Source organism: Streptomyces sp. TRM64462 (assembly GCF_013362995.1).
GTDB lineage: Bacteria > Actinomycetota > Actinomycetes > Streptomycetales > Streptomycetaceae > Streptomyces.
In genome coordinates this window covers 23,303-41,268 of the sequence record NZ_JABWDV010000448.1, presented here as the reverse complement: position 1 = coordinate 41,268, position 17,966 = coordinate 23,303, and the positions used below count along the sequence as shown (strand labels likewise).

The window sequence follows — 17,966 nt, the reverse complement described above, 5'->3', positions numbered from 1 at the left end:
GCGGCGGCTCCAGGAGGCCGGGTGGACGGCGGTCGCCGTGCGGCCTGGTGACTCGCTCGCGGAGCTGTGGCGGCACGCGGCACGGCGGGGCAGCGGGCCGGAAGTGGTCCAGGGCGGTACGGCGGGTTTCTCGGGGGGTTGGTCATGAGCGGCGGCGGACGTCTCGCGCTGTGTGCCTGGGCCGCCACGGTGGCGGCGGCCTGCGCCATGCTGCCGCTGGTCGACCGGGTGGACTGGATCTTCGTCGCGGCGCTGCTGCTGGCGCTGGTGAGCGGGGCGGGCGCGCTCGGGCGGCATCTGCCGCTGGCGCGTCCGCTGACCGTGGCCGTGCAACTGGCGGTGGCGCTGGTGCTGCTGACGGCGGTCTTCGCGAGCGAGGTGGCGCCGGCCGGGCTGCTGCCATCGCCCGCGGTCTTCGAACGCTTCGGGGTGCTGCTGACGGCGGGCGCCGAGGACGTCGGGCGGTACGCGATCCCGGCGCCGGCGACCGAGGGCATCCGGCTCATGCTGATCGGCGGGGTGCTGGTGATCGGCCTGGCCGTGGACACGCTGGCGGTGACGTTCCGCAGCGCGGCCCCCGCGGGGCTGCCCCTGCTGGCGCTGTTCTCGGTGGCGGCCGGTCTGTCGGGCGGTGGCGGTGCGAACTGGCTGTGGTTCCTGGTGGCGGCCGCCGGCTATCTGATGCTGCTGCTGGCGGAGGGCCGCGACCGGCTGGCCCAGTGGGGCCGGGTGTTCGGCGGCCCCGCGGCGCGGCCCGGCGGCTCGGGCGCGTTCCGGGCACCGGACGGGTCGGTGCCCGCGCCGCTGCGCAGCGGGCGGCGGATCGGCGCGCTGGCGCTGGGCATCGCGCTGGCCGTGCCGGCGGTGCTGCCGTCGCTGGGCGGCGGGCTGCTCGGCACCGGCGGTACGGGGGGCGGGCCGGGCGGCGGGGGCATGATCTCGGCGGTCAACCCGCTGGTGTCCCTCAAGGACAGCCTGAACCAGCGGGAGGACCGGGAGGTGCTGCGGTACCGCACCAACGCGCCCGACACGTCCGGCCTGTATCTGCGGCTGGTGGCCCTCGACCAGTTCGACGGCACGTCGTGGAAGACGTCGGTGCGCGGTGTCCAGGACGTGCCGCGCCGGCTGCCCGGCCCGGCGGGCCTGAGCGACCGGATCAGGACGACGGAGATCAGGACGAACATATCGGCGTCCGGCTCGTACGAGCAGAAGTGGCTGCCGATGCCGTTCCCGGCGACCGAGGTGGACGTCGAAGGGCGCTGGCGGTACGAGCCGGAGGGCAGGACGCTCGTCGGCGACGACCGGCAGACGACGAGCGGCGCCGGCTACTCGGTGGTGAGCCTGGCCGTCCAGCCGACGGCCAGGCAACTGGCCGCCGCCACGGAGGCCCCGGGCACGCTGCTGCGCGGGTACACGCGGGTGCCGGACTCGCTGCCCGCCGATGTGAAGGCGACGGCGCTGAAGGTGACGGCGGGCGCCGCGAACGACTACGAGCGTGCGGTGCGGCTCCAGGACTGGTTCGCCGTGAAGGGCGGCTTCCAATACGACACGGAGGTGTCGTCGGGCACGGGGATCTCGGCGATCTCGCGCTTCCTGAAGGACAAGAAGGGCTTCTGCGTCCACTACTCCTTCACGATGGCGGCGATGGCCCGCTCGCTGAACATACCGGCGCGGGTGGCGGTCGGCTTCATGCCCGGCACGCCGCAGGGCGACGGCACGATGTCGGTGAGCATCAGGGACGCGCACGCGTGGCCCGAGCTGTACTTCGAGGGCGTGGGCTGGACGCGCTTCGAGCCGACACCGTCGCGGGGTTCGATCCCGGAGTACGCCCGTCCCGAGACCCCGGCCGGTGAGGCGCCGGGTCCGGTGGAGACGGCGCCGCGCGGGTCTGCGGCCCCGTCGGCCTCGGCCTCGGCGGAGGACAGCTGCGCGGTGCAGGTGGCGGGGGCGGACGGCTGCGCCGGCGCCGCGCCGCAGGGTGCGGAGCCGCCTTCGGACGCGGGAGCGGCCGTCGGGCCGGTCCTGCTGGCGGTGGCGGGCGCCGCCACGCTGGTCCTGGTGCCGCTGCTGCCGATGCTGTGGCGGCAGCGGGTGCGGGCCCGGCGGCTCGGTTCCCGGGGACGCACGGCCGACGACGTGGCGGAGCGGACGCTGGCCGTGTGGCAGGAGGTCGTGGACACGGCCTGGGACCACGGGATCCGGCCGGACGAGTCCCTGACCCTCCGCCGCTCGGCGGCCCGCATCGTACGGCTTGGCCGGCTGGAGGGCGCGGCGGCCGACGCGGTGCACCGGGTCGCGGGCGCGGTGGAGCAGGTCCTGTACGCCCCGGAGCCCCGTGCCACGGCCGGCCTGGCGGACGACGCCACCCGGATACGCGACGGTCTCCGCGCCGCGCAGGGCCGCGGCGGCCGCGTACGGGCCCTGCTGGCACCGCGCTCGGCCGTCCGTGTCGCCTGGGCGCTGTCCGCCCGCCGTACAGCGGCCGCGCAGCGCTGGGCGACGCGCGGCGGGGCCGTGGCAGCCCGCCTGTCGGGCGTCCTCCCCCGCCGCGCATCCCGCCAGCGCGGCTGACCCGAGGTCAGGGGCGCGGGAGGCCGGTCCCTCGGTGGTGTGCGTTCCGCCATCCGACCGAGGGACGGGCGGCCCGTGATGACCGCTGCGACGGCTACGGCTGCTGCGGCGGCTGCGGCGGCTGCTTCGGCGGCTGCGGGTGTACGAGTGAGGGGTGACCGCCTGGTGCGGTCACCCCTCGACGTCATGGGTGTGTGGGCCGGTCAGTGGCCCTGTTCGTCGCGGCGGCGTTGCCAGCGCTGTTCGATGCGGTCCATCATCGAGCGGCGCTGCCGCTGCCTGCGGCCCGCGGGCGCGGCTCCTGCGGCCGGCTGCTCGCCGGGCTTGGGGGCCTTGCGCCAGCCGGTGATCGCGAGGACCGCGCATCCCAGCATGACGAGGAAGCCGACCACGCCGAGCCAGATCTGCGTGAAGATCATGCCGGCCATGAGGAGCGCGATACCCACCAGGAAGCCGGCGACCGCCTGGTAGACCCGTCGCCGGGTGTACGTACGCAGCCCGCTTCCCTCGAGCGCTGTCGCGAACTTGGGATCTTCGGCGTACAGCGCTCGCTCCATCTGCTCGAGCATTCGCTGCTCGTGCTCCGAGAGCGGCACGGAGTCCTCCTCATCGTCGGTCGCGGGGGGCGACCGGTATGCGGCCCTTCCAGGATAGGCAGGGAATCGCCCCCGTGAAACCCGCCCTGAATGCCAAATCGCCGATCGGACCGCGATGCCGGTTCGGCTGGTGAGGCGTTGATTCCCCGTCGTCCGAACCGTCATGCCGGATGGTGTCCCTCGATCATACGGGGATCCTGGCGCGATCGGGGCGCCTGTGGCGTACTCCATCTGCGGCTGCGCCGCTGATCAGGCGCCCTCCGGCGTCAGCCGCGCTTTTCACCCAGCACGTGCAGCTGCGTGGCGACCGAGCGGAACGCGGGCAGCTCCGCGGCGGCCGCTTCCAGCCGCAGGAGCGCGTCCAGGGCGCCGGGCTCGGTGTCCACGAGGACGCCCGGGACCAGGTCGGCGAAGACCCGTACGCCGTGGACGGCGCCGACCTCCACGCCGGCCGCCTCGACGGCCTCGGTGAGCTGCTCGGCGGTGAACCGGCGCGGCACGGGATCGCCCTCGCCCCAGCGGCCGTCGGGGTCGGTGAGGGCCCGGCGGGCCTCGGTGAAGTGACCGGCGAGTGCGCGGGCCAGCACGGCACCGCCCAGTCCGGCGGCGAGCAGGCTGAGCGCCCCGGCGGGCCGGAGGGCCTCCACCGCGTTGCGCACGCCCTCGGCGACGTCGTCCACGTACTCCAGGACGCCGTGGCAGAGCACCGCGTCGTAGCCGCCGCGCTCGACGACGTCGAACAGGCCGTGGATGTCGCCCTGGACGCCACGGACCCGGTCGGCGACACCGGCTTCGGCGGCGCGGCGCTCCAGCGCGAAGAGGGCGTTGGGGCTGGGGTCGACGACGGTCACCCGGTGGCCGAGGCGGGCCACGGGCACCGCGAAGTTGCCGCTGCCGCCGCCGGTGTCGAGGACGTCGAGGCTCTCTTTGCCACCGGCCTTGACCCTGCGGTCGAGGGCGTCCTCGAGAACGTCCCACACCACGGCGGTACGAAGGGAGGCGCGGGGGCGCTGCGGGTCCGACACGGCAGTTGACTCCTCGGTGGCGGTTACGAACGCTCCCAGCCTATGGCCTCGGGCGACGTCCGCGGTCGCGGCGTCGGCCGGAGCGCGAGCAACCGCTCCACCAGGCGCAGGAACATGGCCGCGTCGCGGAGCAGGTCGTCCGCGTCCCGCGCGGTGGCCGCGCCGCGTACACCCGCCTCCGCGCGGGCCCTGCGGGCGGCGCCCGAGGCGAACAGGGCGCTCCACTCGGTCAGCTCGGGGGCCAGTTCGGGCAGCACCTCCCAGGCGCTGCGGATGCGCTGCCGGGTGCGGCGGCCGGTCTCGGGGCGGGCGCGTACGGCGATCACCGCGGCGGCTGCGCGGAGGGCGGCGAGGTGTGCCGCGGCGTACCGCTCGTCGGGGCTGTCGAGTGCGCTCGCCTCGGCCAGGCAGGCACGCGCCCGGGCGAGCAGGTCGAGGGCTGCGGGCGGCGCCGGTGCGCGGCGCCGCACGGGGTGGACGTCGCTCGCCATGACGGACCTCCTGGCGTCGGTCGGGGAACGGGACGGGCGCTCACGGCACTGCGGCCGTGTGGGGTCCATCGTGCTGGCCGCCACTGACAATCGGCGCTGACCTGCTGTCGGTTCTCGTTTGACCTGGCGAGGTGCCGGGGCTGTGAGCTGGGGTTCGCCAGTTGCGGTGAGACATTCACGGGTCGGCTTTCTCATTCGAAGTGGCAACTTTCGGGGAAGGGGGTCAGCTCGGCGCGCCAGTTGGGTTGTCGGTAGTGGCCTCGCCAGAGTTCGTCGCGGATGGTGGCGAACCGGTGCCGCAAGATGCGGACCCATTCGGCGAGGGGGTCCGACTGGCTGTTGCCGGTGGTGAAGGCGTCGGGTTCGATTCCGAGTCGGCGGGCGGTGTGGCGGTAGAAGATCCTGAGGTCGGGTTGCTCGACCATCGCGACGTGGCGTCGCCAGTCGGGGTCGCCGGTTACTTCCATCAGCTGCACGATCTCCGGGAAACGGACGGACCCGGGCAGCTGGCGATCGGCGCCGAGCGTGGCGGCCCGCGTGGTCCAGCGGGAGATCAGCGCGGGGTGGCGTTTCTCCCTCAACCAGCGGAAGGTCATCTGCCATGAGGTGGTGAGGGCCTTGTAGGTCGCGTTGTGGCCGATGCGGGCGGCGAGGTCGGCGTACTGGACCTGGGCCGCGACGATCTCCGGAGCGGACCGAAGGTCCAGGTGTGGGCCTTCGCCGATCCAGCGGTGGTGGGAAAGACAGACGAAGCGGTTCAGGCTCCGGTACTCCCAGGCGACCGGGGTGGCCGGGCCGTGCTGGAGCGTGCAGATGCGGCAGGCCAGAAGGGGGTGTGGGTCTCCGCGGAAGAACCGGAGCACCGGCCGGCCGGTGGGAAGGGGGACGTACTGGGGGGCGGTCAGCAAAGTGGGCAGGGCCCGGCGAAGGTGCTCGGCAGGCGTTCGGGAGAGCACAACCAGGCGGTCCAGAGCGGCGGCGTTCAACCGGGCGTCTCGGTCGAGGACATGCTTGCCGGGGACGCAGTCCCCGATGGTCCGCAGCAGGAGCGAGACGGGGAAGTCGTTCGCGGCGGCGAGGCGGGCGACGAAGGACACCACGGTCTCGTTCTTCATGGGCCGGGCCCGCAGGGGCAGCGGGCGGGCGGGCCGTTCCCATCGCTTCACCGGCGGGCCTCCTCGGCGGCGGTGTCGAGGACGACGGCTTCGAGGTGCCGTTTGGTGATCTTCTCGGTGCCGTCCGCGATGGCGTCGTTCGCCGCCTCGTAGATCAGCTGGTCAAGGCTGCCGATCATGCCGCTGGTCCGGCGGTGCAGGTAGGCGGCCTGCTTGCCGAGGGTGCCGGTGGTGTGGCGGTGCAGTCGCAGGGTGCTTTCCATGGTGGCCACGACCCGTTCCCAGTCCTCGCGCTGCGGGGCGGTGTCGTGGTCGAAGGGCCCGGTGTGCAGGGTGATGAACCGTCCGGCGAGCTGGCGGCCCCGCAGGCCGGAGAAGAGCCCGTTCTCGGTGACGTTCACCCCGGCGTAGACGAACGTCGCCTGGATCTGTTCGAAGAGATATTTCAGCTGGTCGGAAGCGTCCTGGCCGTTGCGGGTGGTCAGATCCAGGTTGTGGATCTCGTCCACCACGATCAGGCGGCATCCGACCTTGTGAAGCACGGAGATCACGTTGTGGGTGATCACCTGCGGACTCTCGCGGTAGGCGTAGGGCAGTCCGAGGAACGCGGCCAGCTCGACCACCAGGTCCCGCGGCTTCACCGCCGGCGGGGTGACGATGTAGACGACCGGGACGCGTTCGCCGCTGACGTCGACGGGGGAACGGCGTTCGACAGCGAGCTGGTGGCGTTTGCCGAGTTGGGAGACCGAGGTGGTCTTGCCGGTGCCGGACGGCCCGGAGACGATCAGCCCCTTGCGGCCGGTCTGGCGGCGCCCGTTCCGGGCGATCAGTTTCATCCCGGTCGTGGTGATCCGCCGGATCGCCGGGGTGCTGACCAGCAACAGTTCGTCGTGGTAGGCAGTGCGGGCCTGGTCATAGACGGCCCGCTCGACGCGGTCGAGCCCCCGCCACGCTGCCTCGGGCAGCAGGGCGGGCGGCTCGGGCAGGCTCTGAGACATGAACGTCCGCCAGCCGTCCAGGCTGGCCAGCGGCGGCATTCCCTCGTTCTCGTGGGTCACTGGTCCTCCCCTTCGGCGAAGGGGTCGAACAGCCCGAACGGCACGACCTCGGCGCCGGGCGCCGCTTCGGCGGCGTCGCCGGTCACCTCGTCCTCGTCTTCCGGTTCCTCGATGACGGGCACCGGCCGCAAGGCGGGCGGGAGCCTGTGCGGCATCGCGGTGGCGGCGCGGGCCTTGGCGGTGGCCCGCCGCTCGGGCCCCGGACCGTCCTCGGCGCGCTTGAGGATGCCCGCCAGGACCACAGCCACCGAGGACTCGTTCGTGGCGTCGACGCCCCGGGACGCGGCGACCTTGCGGGCATAACGCCAGGTGAAGTCGGCGAACGGCTGCCGGATCAGCGGCAGCTGAGTCCACTCAGCCGTGATCCACCCGCCCTTGTGGTGGTCACGGACCCAGACCCTGGTCAGATCGTAGGGGTCGTAGTGGACTTCCCAGGCGTTGTCATGAGCCCCCGAGGCCCGGCGCCGGTAGGGCGCGAGCTGCGGGCTGTTGTAGGTGCGGTAGTCGATCTGGACGCCGTAGTCGTTGATGCGCCGCCGCAGGGCGGGCAGCATCTCCACGTAGTCCTCGCCCGTGGGCGTGACCGGAACGTATCCCGCCGCCGCCACCATCGCGGCGTATGCCTCGTTCGGCGAGAGCGGCCGGTCCGGAGTGAGCGGGTGCCGAAGGCCCTCGTGCGGGCGCGTCTGCCAGCCGGCCACGATCCACTCGTCCAGCAGGTCCTGGAGGTCCGCGACCGGCCAGGCGGCCCGGCTCTCGACGTCGCTGCCGCGACGGGTCGCGTCCCGGCCGGTGTAGCCCGCCAGATGCTGGCAGAACAGCGAGTTGATCGAGGAAAACGTCCGCTCCACCACACCCTTCTCGGTGGGCGAGCGGGGATGGCACGGCTGCACCGAGATCCCCAGGGTGCGGCAGGCCCGCAGGAACGTCTCGGAGAGGTAGACCCGGCCCCGGTCGATCACGATGGTGTCCGGCACGATCACCGGCTTGGCGGCCGTCAGTTGCAGCCGGGTGTCGATGTCGACCAGGCGGGCGTGCGGAATCCGGGACGCGGACATGCGCAACGACTCGTCCCAGTCCGGCCGTACCGGCTCCGGGACGACGATGCGGGCCAGCATCAAGGCGGCATCCACCGCTTTGGCCCCCGCCGGGTGGAGCACCGCCGCACAGATCGTCCGCGTGGCGATGTCGACCGCGATCGTCAGTTCCGTGCGGCCCAGCACCCCGTCGTCCATGACGGCCATCACGTCCAGCGGGGTGGTGTCGATCTGGACCTGCTCACCCGGCCGGGCGGCCACCGTCGCGGAGAACACCCCGGACGGGCGGTTGGCCATCGACCGCCGGGTGAGCGCGGAACCGAAGGTGTGCCGACCTGCCGAGAGCGCGTCCACCAGCCGGTAGAACGTCGCCCGCGACGGCATCGTGACCGCCGGCCCGTGCTCCTCGGCAACGAACCGCTCGACCTGTCGCAGCATCCGGGCCTTGGTGCCCGTGGACGTGTCGGTCTGGGCCTCGATGGCCGCGACGGTGGCCGCCACCACGCGGGAATCCACGTTCCCGGTCGGCCTCGGCCGGGCCGCGTAACGCCGGTCGACCAGACCCCACAGCCCTTCCTCCCGGTAGCGGCGGCGCATCCGCTGGACCGTCCGCCGCTCCGCCCGCACCCCGGCCGCCCGCAACTCCGCCGCCTTCGCGGTCTCCCGCTCGGCCAGCGACCGGGACGCGGGGTCGTACTCCGGTCGCGGGGCCGTCCCGGCGGGCGCATCGGGGGCAAGCCCGGTCTCGACCTCCACCAGGTGGCGTTCCCACCGGCAAGCGGCCTCGGCGACCTCCTTCGGCAGCCCCTCCAACAGGCCCTGAGAGGTCAGCGGCGCCACCGGCGCCGAGCCGATCACCTCGAAGTCGGGGGCGGCGAACAGGTAAGCCATCAGCACCGCGGACGGCTCCCCGGCAGCGGACAGCAGCCGCACGGTCGTCCCAGCGACGGCCACCACCGTGTGCTCCAGTCCGCCGAAGACCACCCGGTCCCCGACGTGCAGCAACGGGCGGGCCCTCACAGCTCACCCTCCCCGGCCAGCCGCACCACGGCGCGGTCGCCCAGCAACACCGACATGTCGCAGACCAGTTCCTGGCGCCACATCAGGTGGAACAGCACCGGCAGGACGGCGATCGGATCCCCGACGCTCTCGGCGCCCTCCATCAGCGGACCGGGAACGGCGAAGAACTCCCGCAACCGGTCGGCGGCTTCGGCGTTGAAGCAGCGCGGATGCCGGTAGCCGGCCAGCCACCGCAGATTCAGGACCTCCACCGGGTCCAGCTCGCCCCACAAGGCGTACGACCATCCGGCCTCCGCGCAGGCCCGTTCCGTCGCCGCGAACTTCTCCAGGTCACGCGCGGGACGACGCTCCTGGGGCCGGGAGTCGACCAGCAGCACCGAGCCGTCGGCGCGGCGTACGAAGTAGTCCGGCGCGTGCGACACCGCCTTGCCCTCGGCGCTCTCCCAGAACAGCCACAACGGTTGCGATGCCAGCGCCGACACCTGCGGGTCGAAGTCCAGCGCCATCACGTGATCGCGTTCCAGCCACGATTCGTAGCCGATGTGCGTCCCGGCCGTCGCCGACCAGTACAGACCCGGGTAGTTCCGCTGGCCTCGGTACGAGGGGAACTCGCGTACAGGGCGGCCGTCTTCGAACCGCACCCGCGCGGCCACGGCCAGCGGCATCCGACGCTCCACCCCATCACCCCCCAAATAGCTCACTTCGAAGCCCCTGACCCTCGCCGGAGCCCCGCCCGTCACGGTTCGCATTTGCTTGCTCACGCGTTCAGGCTCGCCAGTTCAGATGAGAACTCGCCACCCGTTTGCCAACTCCCGCGAGATTTCGCCACATCTCGTGCGACCCGACACCTGCGACGTTGCCGTGATCCTCGACCACCTGTAGTTTTTGAACTGACTGGTCAGTTCAAAGAAGTGGGGGAGGTCCGTGGAGATCCCGGACAACCAGACCGGTGCCGCCGTCAAAGCCGAGGCCCTGGGCGTGAAGGGGCCGCGCGGCTGGGCGTTCCGCGGGGTGGCCGTGGACGCCGCGCCCGGCGCCCTCGTCGCTCTCGCCGGCCCTTCCGGCTCCGGCCGGACCTGTCTGCTGCTCGCCCTCACCGGGCGGATGCGGACCGCCGAGGGGCACGCCGAGGTCGCCGGTCTGCGCCTGCCGCGCAAGATGGCCGCCGTACGCCGGATCAGCGCCCTCGCGCACGTACCGGGCGTCGCCGACCTCGACCCGGCGCTCACGGTCGCCGAGCACCTGCGGGAGCGGGCCCTGCTGCGGCGCCGGTTCGGCGGATCGCCGCTGGCCCTGCTGCGCCCGGGCGGCGAGCGCGCGGCCGAGAACCGGCGCCGTATCGCCGCCGCCCTGGAGGCCGCCGGGCTCGACCCGGACACGCTGCCCAAGGGCGTACGCACCTCGGTACGCGACCTGGAACGCCTGGAGGCGCTGCGGCTCTCCGTCGCGCTCGCGCTCATCGGCGAGCCCCGGCTGCTCGCCGTCGACGACACGGACCTGAAGCTCGGGGACGAGGACGAGGCGGCCGCCTGGGCGATGCTGCGCGCGGTCGCCGACAGCGGCGTCACCGTGCTGGCCGTCTGCACGGAGGCACCGGAGCAGGCGGACACCGTGGTCCACACCGCCGTACGCGACGAGCCGAAGGCCGAGCCGGACGACGACGCCCACGACAAAGCCCACGGCGACGCCCACGACACCGACGACGACACCGACGACGGCACCCACGACGAGGACGACGACAACAACAAGGAGGGGGCAGCCGATGCGCTCGCCGAAACTGGCCGCGCTTGAGCTGAGGCGCTTCGGCCGGGGCAAGCTGCCGAGGGCCGCGCTCGTGGCGATCCTGCTGCTGCCGCTGCTGTACGGCGCGCTGTACCTGTGGTCGTTCTGGGACCCGTACAGCAGGCTCGACCGCATCCCGGTCGCGCTCGTCAACGAGGACAAGGGCGCGACCGCCGACGGCAAGCGGGTCGACGCCGGTGCCGACATCACCGAGGGGCTGCGCGAGAGCGCGGTCTTCGAGTGGCACGAGGTGAGCGACGCCGAGGCCCGCGACGGCGTCGAGGACGGCCGCTTCTACCTGTCGCTGACCATGCCCGCGGACTTCAGCGAGCGCATCGCGTCCAGCTCGGGGAACTCCCCCGAGACGGGCGCCCTCCAGGTGCGCACCAACGACGCCAACAACTACATCGTCGGGCAGATCTCGCGGACCGTGTTCTCGGAGGTCCGCACCGCCGCGTCGACGAAGTCGTCCCGCTCCTTCCTCGACAAGATCTTCATCTCGTTCTCCGACATCCACGACGCCACGGAGAAGGCCGCCAAGGGCGCCAACGACCTCAAGGACGGCGTCGGCGAGGCCAAGAAGGGCTCCAAGGACCTCGCGGACGGCGCCGCGAAGACCAAGAACGGCACCAGCGAGCTGGCATCGGGCCTGAAGTCGATCAACTCGGGCGCGGCCGAGCTGGTGACCGGCACCCGCCGGATCGCGGACGGCACCCAGCAGCTCGCCGACCGCGTCAACGGCACGGCGGCCAAGGTGCGGCCGTACCTGAGGGACAACGGCAAGCAGATCGGGGACAGCGCCCGCCTGGTCTCGGACACCTCCAAGGCGGCCCGCCACAACCTGGAGACCATCGTCAAGCGCGGCCCCGGCGCACGCGACCGCGCCCACAAGGCGGCCGACGCGCTCGCCGCCCTCCACACCAGGACGTGCGAGCAGGACGGCGGCGGCGTGCTGCCCGATCCGACCCCCGAGCAGTGCGAGGACCTCAAGAACGCCAAGGTCGCCGCGGCCGACGTCGCCGCGATCGCCGACGACCTCGCCGAGCTGGCCGAGGACGGCAACGGCGACCTGAAGAAGCTGGACGGCCGGCTCGCCGACCTCCAGAACAAGGCCGACGCGCTCGCCCAGCGGGCGCCGCACCTCAGCCAGGACGTCGACTACGCCATCTCCAAGATCAACGAGCTGAACACCGGCGCCCACAAGGCCGCCAAGGGCATGGCCGACCTCCACAGCGCCATCACGAAGAGCAAGAACGGCGCCGTCACCATCGACACCGCCGTCGGCAGGATCAAGAAGGGCGCCAACGACCTGGACGGCGGCCTGTTCAAGCTCGCGGACGGCTCCACGGAGCTGGCGACCGGCCTCGACAAGGGCGTCGACCAGATCCCGGACTACGACAAGGACGACCGCGACCGCCGTACGGAGGTCATGGCCGACCCGGTCCAGCTCGCCTCGCAGTCGATGCACAAGGCGGCCAACTACGGCACCGGTTTCGCCCCGTACTTCATCCCGCTGTCGCTGTGGGTGGGCGCCATGGTGGCGTACATGCTGATCCAGCCCATGAACCGGCGCGCGCTCGCCGCGGGCGCCTCCGCCTGGCGGATCGCGCTGGCGGGCTGGCTGCCGGTGGCCGCGATCGGCCTGCTCCAGGTGGCCGCGCTGATGTCCGTACTGCACTGGGGGCTCGGCCTGAAGATGGCGCGCGCCGCCGGGACGGTCGCGTTCCTCGCACTGGTGACCTGCTGCTTCGCCGCGATCATCCAGTGGCTGAACGCCCGCTTCGGGGCCGCGGGGCGCATCCTCGTCCTGGCCGTGCTGATGCTCCAGCTGACCTCGGCAGGCGGCACGTACCCCGTCCAGACGAGCCCGGGCTTCTTCAACGCGATCCACCCGTTCCTGCCCATGAGTTACGTCGTCGAGGCCCTGCGCCGGCTCATCACGGGCGGCGGCATCGGCCCGGTGTGGCAGGCCTGCGCGGTCCTGGCCGCGTTCACCGCCGGCGCGCTCGCGCTGACGGCCGTGTCGGCCCGCCGCAAGCAGGTGTGGACGTTCGACCGGCTGCACCCCGAGCTGAGTCTGTGAGCCGGAAGGACCCGTGACACCTGTGAGAATCGACGCCATGGACACGCAGAGCACCCGACGGCAGGCCACCCGCACGAAGCTCTACGAGGCAGCCGTGACCCTCATCGCCGAGCAGGGCTTCTCGGCGACGACGGTCGACGAGATCGCGGAGCGCGCCGGGGTCGCCAAGGGCACGGTCTACTACAACTTCAAGAGCAAGACCGAGCTCTTCGAGGAGCTGCTGCGGCACGGCGTCGGACTGCTCACGGCCTCGCTGCGTGCCGCCGCCGACGAGACGGCGGCACGCGGTGGGACACGGGTCGAGGCGCTCGACGCGATGATCCGCGCGGGCCTGGTCTTCATCGACCGCTACCCCGCCTTCACGCAGCTGTACGTCGCGGAGCTGTGGCGCACCAACCGGGCCTGGCAGTCGACGCTGCTGGTCGTCCGCGAGGAGGCCGTCGCCGTCGTCGAGACGGTGCTGCGGGACGCTGTCGCGGAGGGCGAGCTGAGCGATGACATCGACATCCCGCTCACGGCCGCGGCGCTGGTCGGGATGGTGCTGGTGGCGGCGCTCGACTGGCAGGCGTTCCAGCGGGAGCGGTCCATCGACGACGTCCACGCCGCCCTGTCCCGGCTGCTGCACGGGCGTGTGAGCGGACGGTCGTAGGAGAGCGGGAGAGCGGCAGGGCGGGAGAGCGGGAGAGCGGCAGGGCGGGAGAGCGGGAGAGCAGGAGAACGGTCCGGTCCAGGAGAAACGCCGGTCCGGCGAGGNGCCCCGCCGGACCGGCGTCCGGTCCCCCTTCGTGCATCCCCGTGGGCGACCCCTGTCTCCCCCGTCGCGCCCCAGGAACCCCCGTTCCGGCAGGTGCGCGGCACCGGTTCCGCCGCCCCGTGCCGGCGGTGCCGCCTCCGCGCCCCTCCCGTGCCCCACACTCTGCCGTCCCCGCAGGTCGGAGCCCATCCGCGCATCTACTCATCTGATCCTCTGAGTACGGATACTCAGACGTACGCACCCGCCCTCACGGAGCCCTCGTCCGACTACGATCGACGATCGTGTCCGTACTCCCACTGGTCTTCACAAGCGGCTGGGCAAGCGGGATCAACGCCTACGCGGTGGTCCTGCTCCTCGGCATATTCGGCGCGACCGGCCTCGCCGACGACGTCCCCGACGCGCTGCAGCGTCCGGACGTCCTCATCGTCGCCGGCGTCCTCTTCCTCATCGAGGCGGTGGCCGACAAGATCCCGTACGTCGACAGCGCCTGGGACTCCGTCCACACCGTGATCCGGCCGGTGGCCGGCGCGGTGGTCGCGGCGCTGCTGGCGGGTGAGAGCGGCTCGCTGCCCGAGGTCGCGGCCGGCGCCGTCGGCGGTACGACGGCCCTGCTGAGCCATCTCGTCAAGGCCGGCACGCGTATGGCGGTCAACACCTCGCCGGAGCCGGCGAGCAACATCGTCCTCAGCATCGCCGAGGACCTGGGCGTCGCCGGGATCATCACGTTCGCCGTGTTCAACCCGGTCGCGGCCGCGATCATCGCCGCGGTGCTGCTCGCGCTCGGCATCGCCCTGATCGTGTTCCTGATAGGGCGTATCCGGCGGTTCCTCCGGCGCCGGGCGCAGCGGCGCAAGGAGAAGCGGATGGCCGCCGCGGGCGGGGGACCCAGGCCACCGGTCTGATCCGCCGGCGCCGGACCGACCGTCGTGCGGCGGTGTCGGTGGCGGCTTATAGAGTCCCTGCATGGCACGGATTGCGGTGATCGGCGCCGGGATGGGCGCGATGGCGGCGGCGGCCCGGCTGGCCGTGGCAGGCCACCGGGTGACGGTGTACGAGCGGGCGGAGACGTACGGCGGCTCCGTCGGCCGCTTCGCGCGCGAAGGCTTCGCGTTCGACACCGGGCCCGGTCTGCTGCACCTGCCCGCCGTGTACCGGGATCTGTTCGTCAAGACCGGCAAGGAGCCGCTGGAGAGGTGCGTCGAGCTGACGCAGGTCGACCCGGCGAGCCGTCATGTGTTCCCGGACGGCACGGCCGTGTCCCTGCCGAACGCGTCGCGGGCCGGTGCCGTGGCCGCGCTGGACGAGGCGCTGGGGCAGGGCGCGGGCGAGCGGTGGGCGGCGTTCCTGAACCGGGCGCGCGACGCGTGGGACCGGTCGCGGCGCCCGCTGCTGGAGGAGCCGCTGCCGGCCGATGTGTCGCCGTTCGCGCGCGACCCGTACCCGGCGCCGAGGACCGGGCTGCTGCGGCGCACCGCGACGACGCTCGCCGAGGTGGGGCGGCGCGAACTGGGCGGTGACGCGCGGCTCGCGGCGCTGCTGGAGGGGTACGCGCTGGCGTACGGCCTCGACCCGGCGAAGGCTCCCCCGTCGGCCGCCGTCCTCCCGTACATGGAGCAGACCTTCGGCACGTGGTACGTCCGTGGGGGCCTGCGGGCGCTGGCGGACGCGGTGTACGAGCGGTGCCGGGCGCGGAAGGTGGCGTTCGAGTTCGGTACGGGCGTGGCGCGGGTCGTGGAGAAGGACGGCCGGGCGGCCGGGGTCGAGCTGGCGGACGGGCTCGTCGTCGAGGCGGACTACGTGGTGGCGGGTGCTCCGGTGCCCGCGCTGTACCGGGAGCAGGTGCTGGCGTGGGAGCGGCGCGAGGAGTGGCCGCGCTTCCAGGCGGGGGTGCGGACCGGGCGGGTGACCGTGTGCCTGGCGCTGCGCGGGGCCCGGGAGGAGGGCGCCGCGCATCGGACGGTGGTGCACTCCGGTGACCGGGCGGACGAGCTGGCGGCCCTGGAGCAGGGCGGGTGGCTGTGCGAGCGGCCGACGGTCGTGGTGCTGCGCCCGGACGACGCGGGGCTGCGGCCGGACGGTGAGCACGAGGCGGTGACGGTGACGGCGACGGTGCCCGCGGGCGGCCCGTTCTCGTCGGAGAACCTGTGGGGCGGTGCGCCGGAAGCCGCGGGGGCGGGGGAAGGCGCGGCGGCTGGGGAGGCTGTGGCGGCGGCCGCCGGGGCTGTGGAGGCGTTCGCGGACCGGATGGTGGCGGCGGCGGAGGCGGCGATACCCGGGCTCCGGGAGCGGGTGCTGTGGCGTGAGGTGCGCACCCCGGCGGACACGTACCGGGAGACGGGCGACCACCGGGTGCCGGGACCCGCGCTGGCGGGTGCGGGCGGGGCGCTGCTGCCCGCCGCGAACCCGGCGCCGCTGCCGGGGCTGTACTTCGCCGGGGGCTGGGCGCATCCGGGCGGCGGTCTGGCGCACGCCGGGATGTCGGGCGCGCTGGTGGCCGGCCTGATCGTGGAGGGCGCGGACTTCCGCGGCTCGCAGTAGCGGCTCACGATAGCGGCAGGTCAGTAGCCGTACGGCCGGCCGCTCTGGTCGTAGCCGTAGGGGGCCGGCTCGTCCTGCGGGGGCGGTGGGTACTGCTGGGTGCCGTCCCGCTGGGGCGGCACCCAGACGCCGCCGGGCGGGGTGTCCACGCCGTACTGCGGGGCGTACGGATCGGCGTACTGCTGCTGGCCGCCGTATGTGTCGTAGGGGGCACCGCCGTACGCCTGGCCGCCGGTGGCGGCGGTGGTGCCGATGTACGGGTCGGAGTAGGCGGCGTACTGCTGCTGCTCGCCGGTCCCGTAGTCGTACGCGGTGGCGTAGCCGCCCGTGTCGTAGCCGCTGTACGTGCCGTACGCGGCGCCCTGGTCGGCGGGCGGCGTGCCGTAGACCCCGTACTGGCCGGTGTCGTCCGGCAGGGGCTGCGGCTCGTGGAGCGGCGGCTGCGCGGCATCGGGGTAGGCGGCGTCGTCGGGGTGCTCACCGGGCCGGCCGGACGGGTCGGACGGCTCCGACGGGTCGGACTTCCCGGAGTCCTCGTACGCCACGTCGGTGACCTCAAGGGTCGGCCCGGCGTCCCCGGCCGGGGCCCCGGTCCTGCGGCGGCGGCTGGCGCCGGGCCGTCCGCCGAGCGCCCATCCGGTGGAGAAGCCGCGCAGGAAGGACAGGGTGACGAGTGTCTGGCCGACACCGAAGGCCAGCGCACCGACGATGATCAGGACGAGCGACGACACGACGACACCGGCGACCACGCCGAGGAAGCCGAAGAAGGCGAGCAGCCGCCAGCGCAGCCGCGCCTTGTACTGCAGGAGCACTTCACCGAGAAGCCAGAGCGCGACGACGCCGAACGCGATGTAGAGGACCGTCCACCAGCTCCAGTCCATGCCCGCCCCTCTCCTTCGGCCGCCGCCTCGGGACGTGACGGGTACGGCCGGTCAGGACTGCGGGTGCAGTCCGAGATTCTCGTAGATCTCGAGCGTCGCCGTGGAGTTGTTGAGCGTGATGAAGTGCAGTCCGGGCACGCCCTCGGACAGCAGCCGTGCGCAGAACTCCGTTGCGAACTCGATGCCCAAGGAGCGTACAGCGGCCGCGTCGTCCTTGACCGCGAGGATCCGTTCTTTGACGGCGGGCGGGAAGTGCGCGTTGCTGAGCTGGGGAAGCCGGTCGAGCTGTCTGACGGCGGTCACCGGCATGACCTCGGGGATGATCGGGGTCTCGCAGCCGGCGGCGGCGACCCGGTCGCGGAGCCGCAGATAGTTCTCCGGGTCGAAGAACATCTGCGTGATCGCGTAGTCGGCGCCCGCGCGGCACTTGTCGACGAAATGGCGGACGTCGGTGTCCCAGTCCGTGGACCGGGGGTGCATCTCGGGGAACGCGGCGACGCCGACGCAGAAGTCCCCCGCCTCCTTGATGAGGCGGACGAGGTCGGCGGCGTAGTCCAGGCCCTCGGGGTGGGAAACCCACTCCCCCATCGGGTCGCCGGGCGGGTCGCCGCGCAGGGCGAGGATGTTGCGGATTCCGGCGTCGGCGAACTGGCCCACCATGTTGCGGAGTTCGGCGACCGAGTGACCGACGGCGGTGAGGTGGGCGACCGGTGTGAGAGTGGTGTCGGCGGCGATCTGCTCGGTGGCCTTGACCGTCCCGGCGCGGGTGGAGCCGCCGGCTCCGTACGTCACGGAGACGAAGCTGGGCGCCACCGCCTCGACGCGGCGCAGCGCGTTCCAGAGGTTCCGTTCACCCTTCTCGGTCTTGGGCGCCCAGAACTCGAAGGAGTGCGTCGTGCCGTTCGCGAGCAGATCGCGCACCGTTCGCGCGCGATCTGTCCTGGTGGAGGGTGTGCCAAGGGCCATACGGGCAGGTTAGCCACCGCTGGGCGGTCACCCAACCGGAGCACCCGGT

General features: G+C 72.8%; 15 protein-coding genes. 6 read left to right on the top strand and 9 right to left on the bottom strand.

The genetic code is table 11. The features are described from left to right. The first annotated feature begins 144 nt into the window (after positions 1-144). On the top strand, positions 145-2,571 hold the full coding sequence (locus tag HTZ82_RS29085; RefSeq protein ID WP_175412370.1) for a DUF3488 and transglutaminase-like domain-containing protein: 2,427 nt from the start codon (positions 145-147) through the stop codon (positions 2,569-2,571). Positions 2,572-2,774: 203 nt separating this feature from the next. Here the strand turns inward: HTZ82_RS29085 and HTZ82_RS29080 are convergent, their stop codons facing one another. The 7 genes from HTZ82_RS29080 to HTZ82_RS29050 all read right to left on the bottom strand — a co-directional run bounded on the left by HTZ82_RS29080 (position 2,775) and on the right by HTZ82_RS29050 (position 9,578). Continuing rightward, positions 2,775-3,167 (bottom strand): DUF3040 domain-containing protein, encoded by a 393-nt coding sequence (locus tag HTZ82_RS29080; RefSeq protein ID WP_175412369.1) that lies wholly within the window; start codon positions 3,165-3,167, stop codon positions 2,775-2,777. 266 nt (positions 3,168-3,433) lie between these two features. Beyond that, the gene (locus HTZ82_RS29075) at positions 3,434-4,192 is read right to left on the bottom strand and encodes a methyltransferase (protein ID WP_175412368.1); all 759 of its coding nucleotides are present in this window, start codon (positions 4,190-4,192) and stop codon (positions 3,434-3,436) included. 23 nt (positions 4,193-4,215) lie between these two features. After that, entirely contained in the window at positions 4,216-4,683 is a 468-nt protein-coding gene (locus tag HTZ82_RS29070; RefSeq protein WP_175412367.1) for an SAV_6107 family HEPN domain-containing protein, read from the bottom strand. Positions 4,684-4,874: 191 nt separating this feature from the next. Further along, the gene (locus tag HTZ82_RS29065) at positions 4,875-5,849 is read right to left on the bottom strand and encodes a TniQ family protein (protein ID WP_175412366.1); all 975 of its coding nucleotides are present in this window, start codon (positions 5,847-5,849) and stop codon (positions 4,875-4,877) included. After that, positions 5,846-6,856: a TniB family NTP-binding protein gene (locus HTZ82_RS29060; RefSeq protein WP_309235757.1), complete on the bottom strand. Its 1,011-nt coding sequence runs from the start codon at positions 6,854-6,856 to the stop codon at positions 5,846-5,848. Before HTZ82_RS29060 ends, HTZ82_RS29065 begins: the two co-directional genes overlap by 4 nt. Then, positions 6,853-8,913, bottom strand: a complete 2,061-nt coding sequence (locus HTZ82_RS29055) for a Mu transposase C-terminal domain-containing protein (protein WP_175412365.1) — start codon at positions 8,911-8,913, stop codon at positions 6,853-6,855. The genes HTZ82_RS29060 and HTZ82_RS29055 overlap by 4 nt, the downstream gene beginning before the upstream one ends. Beyond that, positions 8,910-9,578, bottom strand: a complete 669-nt coding sequence (locus HTZ82_RS29050; RefSeq protein WP_254712190.1) for a TnsA-like heteromeric transposase endonuclease subunit — start codon at positions 9,576-9,578, stop codon at positions 8,910-8,912. The genes HTZ82_RS29055 and HTZ82_RS29050 overlap by 4 nt, the downstream gene beginning before the upstream one ends. A 259-nt stretch (positions 9,579-9,837) precedes the next feature. On the opposite strand from HTZ82_RS29050, the gene HTZ82_RS29045 reads away from it, so the two are divergent. The 5 genes from HTZ82_RS29045 to HTZ82_RS29025 all read left to right on the top strand — a co-directional run bounded on the left by HTZ82_RS29045 (position 9,838) and on the right by HTZ82_RS29025 (position 16,070). Continuing rightward, a complete protein-coding gene (locus HTZ82_RS29045) occupies positions 9,838-10,704 on the top strand; it encodes an ATP-binding cassette domain-containing protein (protein ID WP_175412364.1) in 867 nt (288 codons plus the stop codon). After that, positions 10,676-12,778 (top strand): YhgE/Pip family protein, encoded by a 2,103-nt coding sequence (locus HTZ82_RS29040; protein ID WP_175412363.1) that lies wholly within the window; start codon positions 10,676-10,678, stop codon positions 12,776-12,778. The genes HTZ82_RS29045 and HTZ82_RS29040 overlap by 29 nt, the downstream gene beginning before the upstream one ends. A 37-nt stretch (positions 12,779-12,815) precedes the next feature. Continuing rightward, entirely contained in the window at positions 12,816-13,427 is a 612-nt protein-coding gene (locus HTZ82_RS29035) for a TetR/AcrR family transcriptional regulator (protein WP_175412362.1), read from the top strand. A gap of 386 nt (positions 13,428-13,813) precedes the next feature. Beyond that, on the top strand, positions 13,814-14,434 hold the full coding sequence (locus HTZ82_RS29030; protein ID WP_175412361.1) for a DUF4126 domain-containing protein: 621 nt from the start codon (positions 13,814-13,816) through the stop codon (positions 14,432-14,434). Between the two features lie 61 nt (positions 14,435-14,495). Beyond that, positions 14,496-16,070 (top strand): NAD(P)/FAD-dependent oxidoreductase, encoded by a 1,575-nt coding sequence (locus HTZ82_RS29025; protein ID WP_175412360.1) that lies wholly within the window; start codon positions 14,496-14,498, stop codon positions 16,068-16,070. 20 nt (positions 16,071-16,090) lie between these two features. Here the strand turns inward: HTZ82_RS29025 and HTZ82_RS29020 are convergent, their stop codons facing one another. Together HTZ82_RS29020 and metF are read right to left on the bottom strand one after the other, a co-directional pair. Beyond that, a complete protein-coding gene (locus HTZ82_RS29020) occupies positions 16,091-16,951 on the bottom strand; it encodes a hypothetical protein (protein WP_175412359.1) in 861 nt (286 codons plus the stop codon). A gap of 51 nt (positions 16,952-17,002) precedes the next feature. Next, the gene (gene metF, locus HTZ82_RS29015) at positions 17,003-17,917 is read right to left on the bottom strand and encodes a methylenetetrahydrofolate reductase [NAD(P)H] (RefSeq protein WP_175412358.1); all 915 of its coding nucleotides are present in this window, start codon (positions 17,915-17,917) and stop codon (positions 17,003-17,005) included. Between the last annotated feature and the right edge of the window lie 49 nt (positions 17,918-17,966).

Coding starts and splice junctions, on each gene's coding strand:
- HTZ82_RS29040 (WP_175412363.1), top strand. CDS start 10,676: ATGCGCTCGCCGAAACTGGCCGCGCTTGAGCTGAGGCGCTTCGGCCGG.
- HTZ82_RS29020 (WP_175412359.1), bottom strand. CDS start 16,951: ATGGACTGGAGCTGGTGGACGGTCCTCTACATCGCGTTCGGCGTCGTC.
- HTZ82_RS29050 (WP_254712190.1), bottom strand. CDS start 9,578: ATGCCGCTGGCCGTGGCCGCGCGGGTGCGGTTCGAAGACGGCCGCCCT.
- HTZ82_RS29085 (WP_175412370.1), top strand. CDS start 145: ATGAGCGGCGGCGGACGTCTCGCGCTGTGTGCCTGGGCCGCCACGGTG.
- HTZ82_RS29035 (WP_175412362.1), top strand. CDS start 12,816: ATGGACACGCAGAGCACCCGACGGCAGGCCACCCGCACGAAGCTCTAC.
- metF (WP_175412358.1), bottom strand. CDS start 17,917: ATGGCCCTTGGCACACCCTCCACCAGGACAGATCGCGCGCGAACGGTG.
- HTZ82_RS29025 (WP_175412360.1), top strand. CDS start 14,496: ATGGCACGGATTGCGGTGATCGGCGCCGGGATGGGCGCGATGGCGGCG.
- HTZ82_RS29070 (WP_175412367.1), bottom strand. CDS start 4,683: ATGGCGAGCGACGTCCACCCCGTGCGGCGCCGCGCACCGGCGCCGCCC.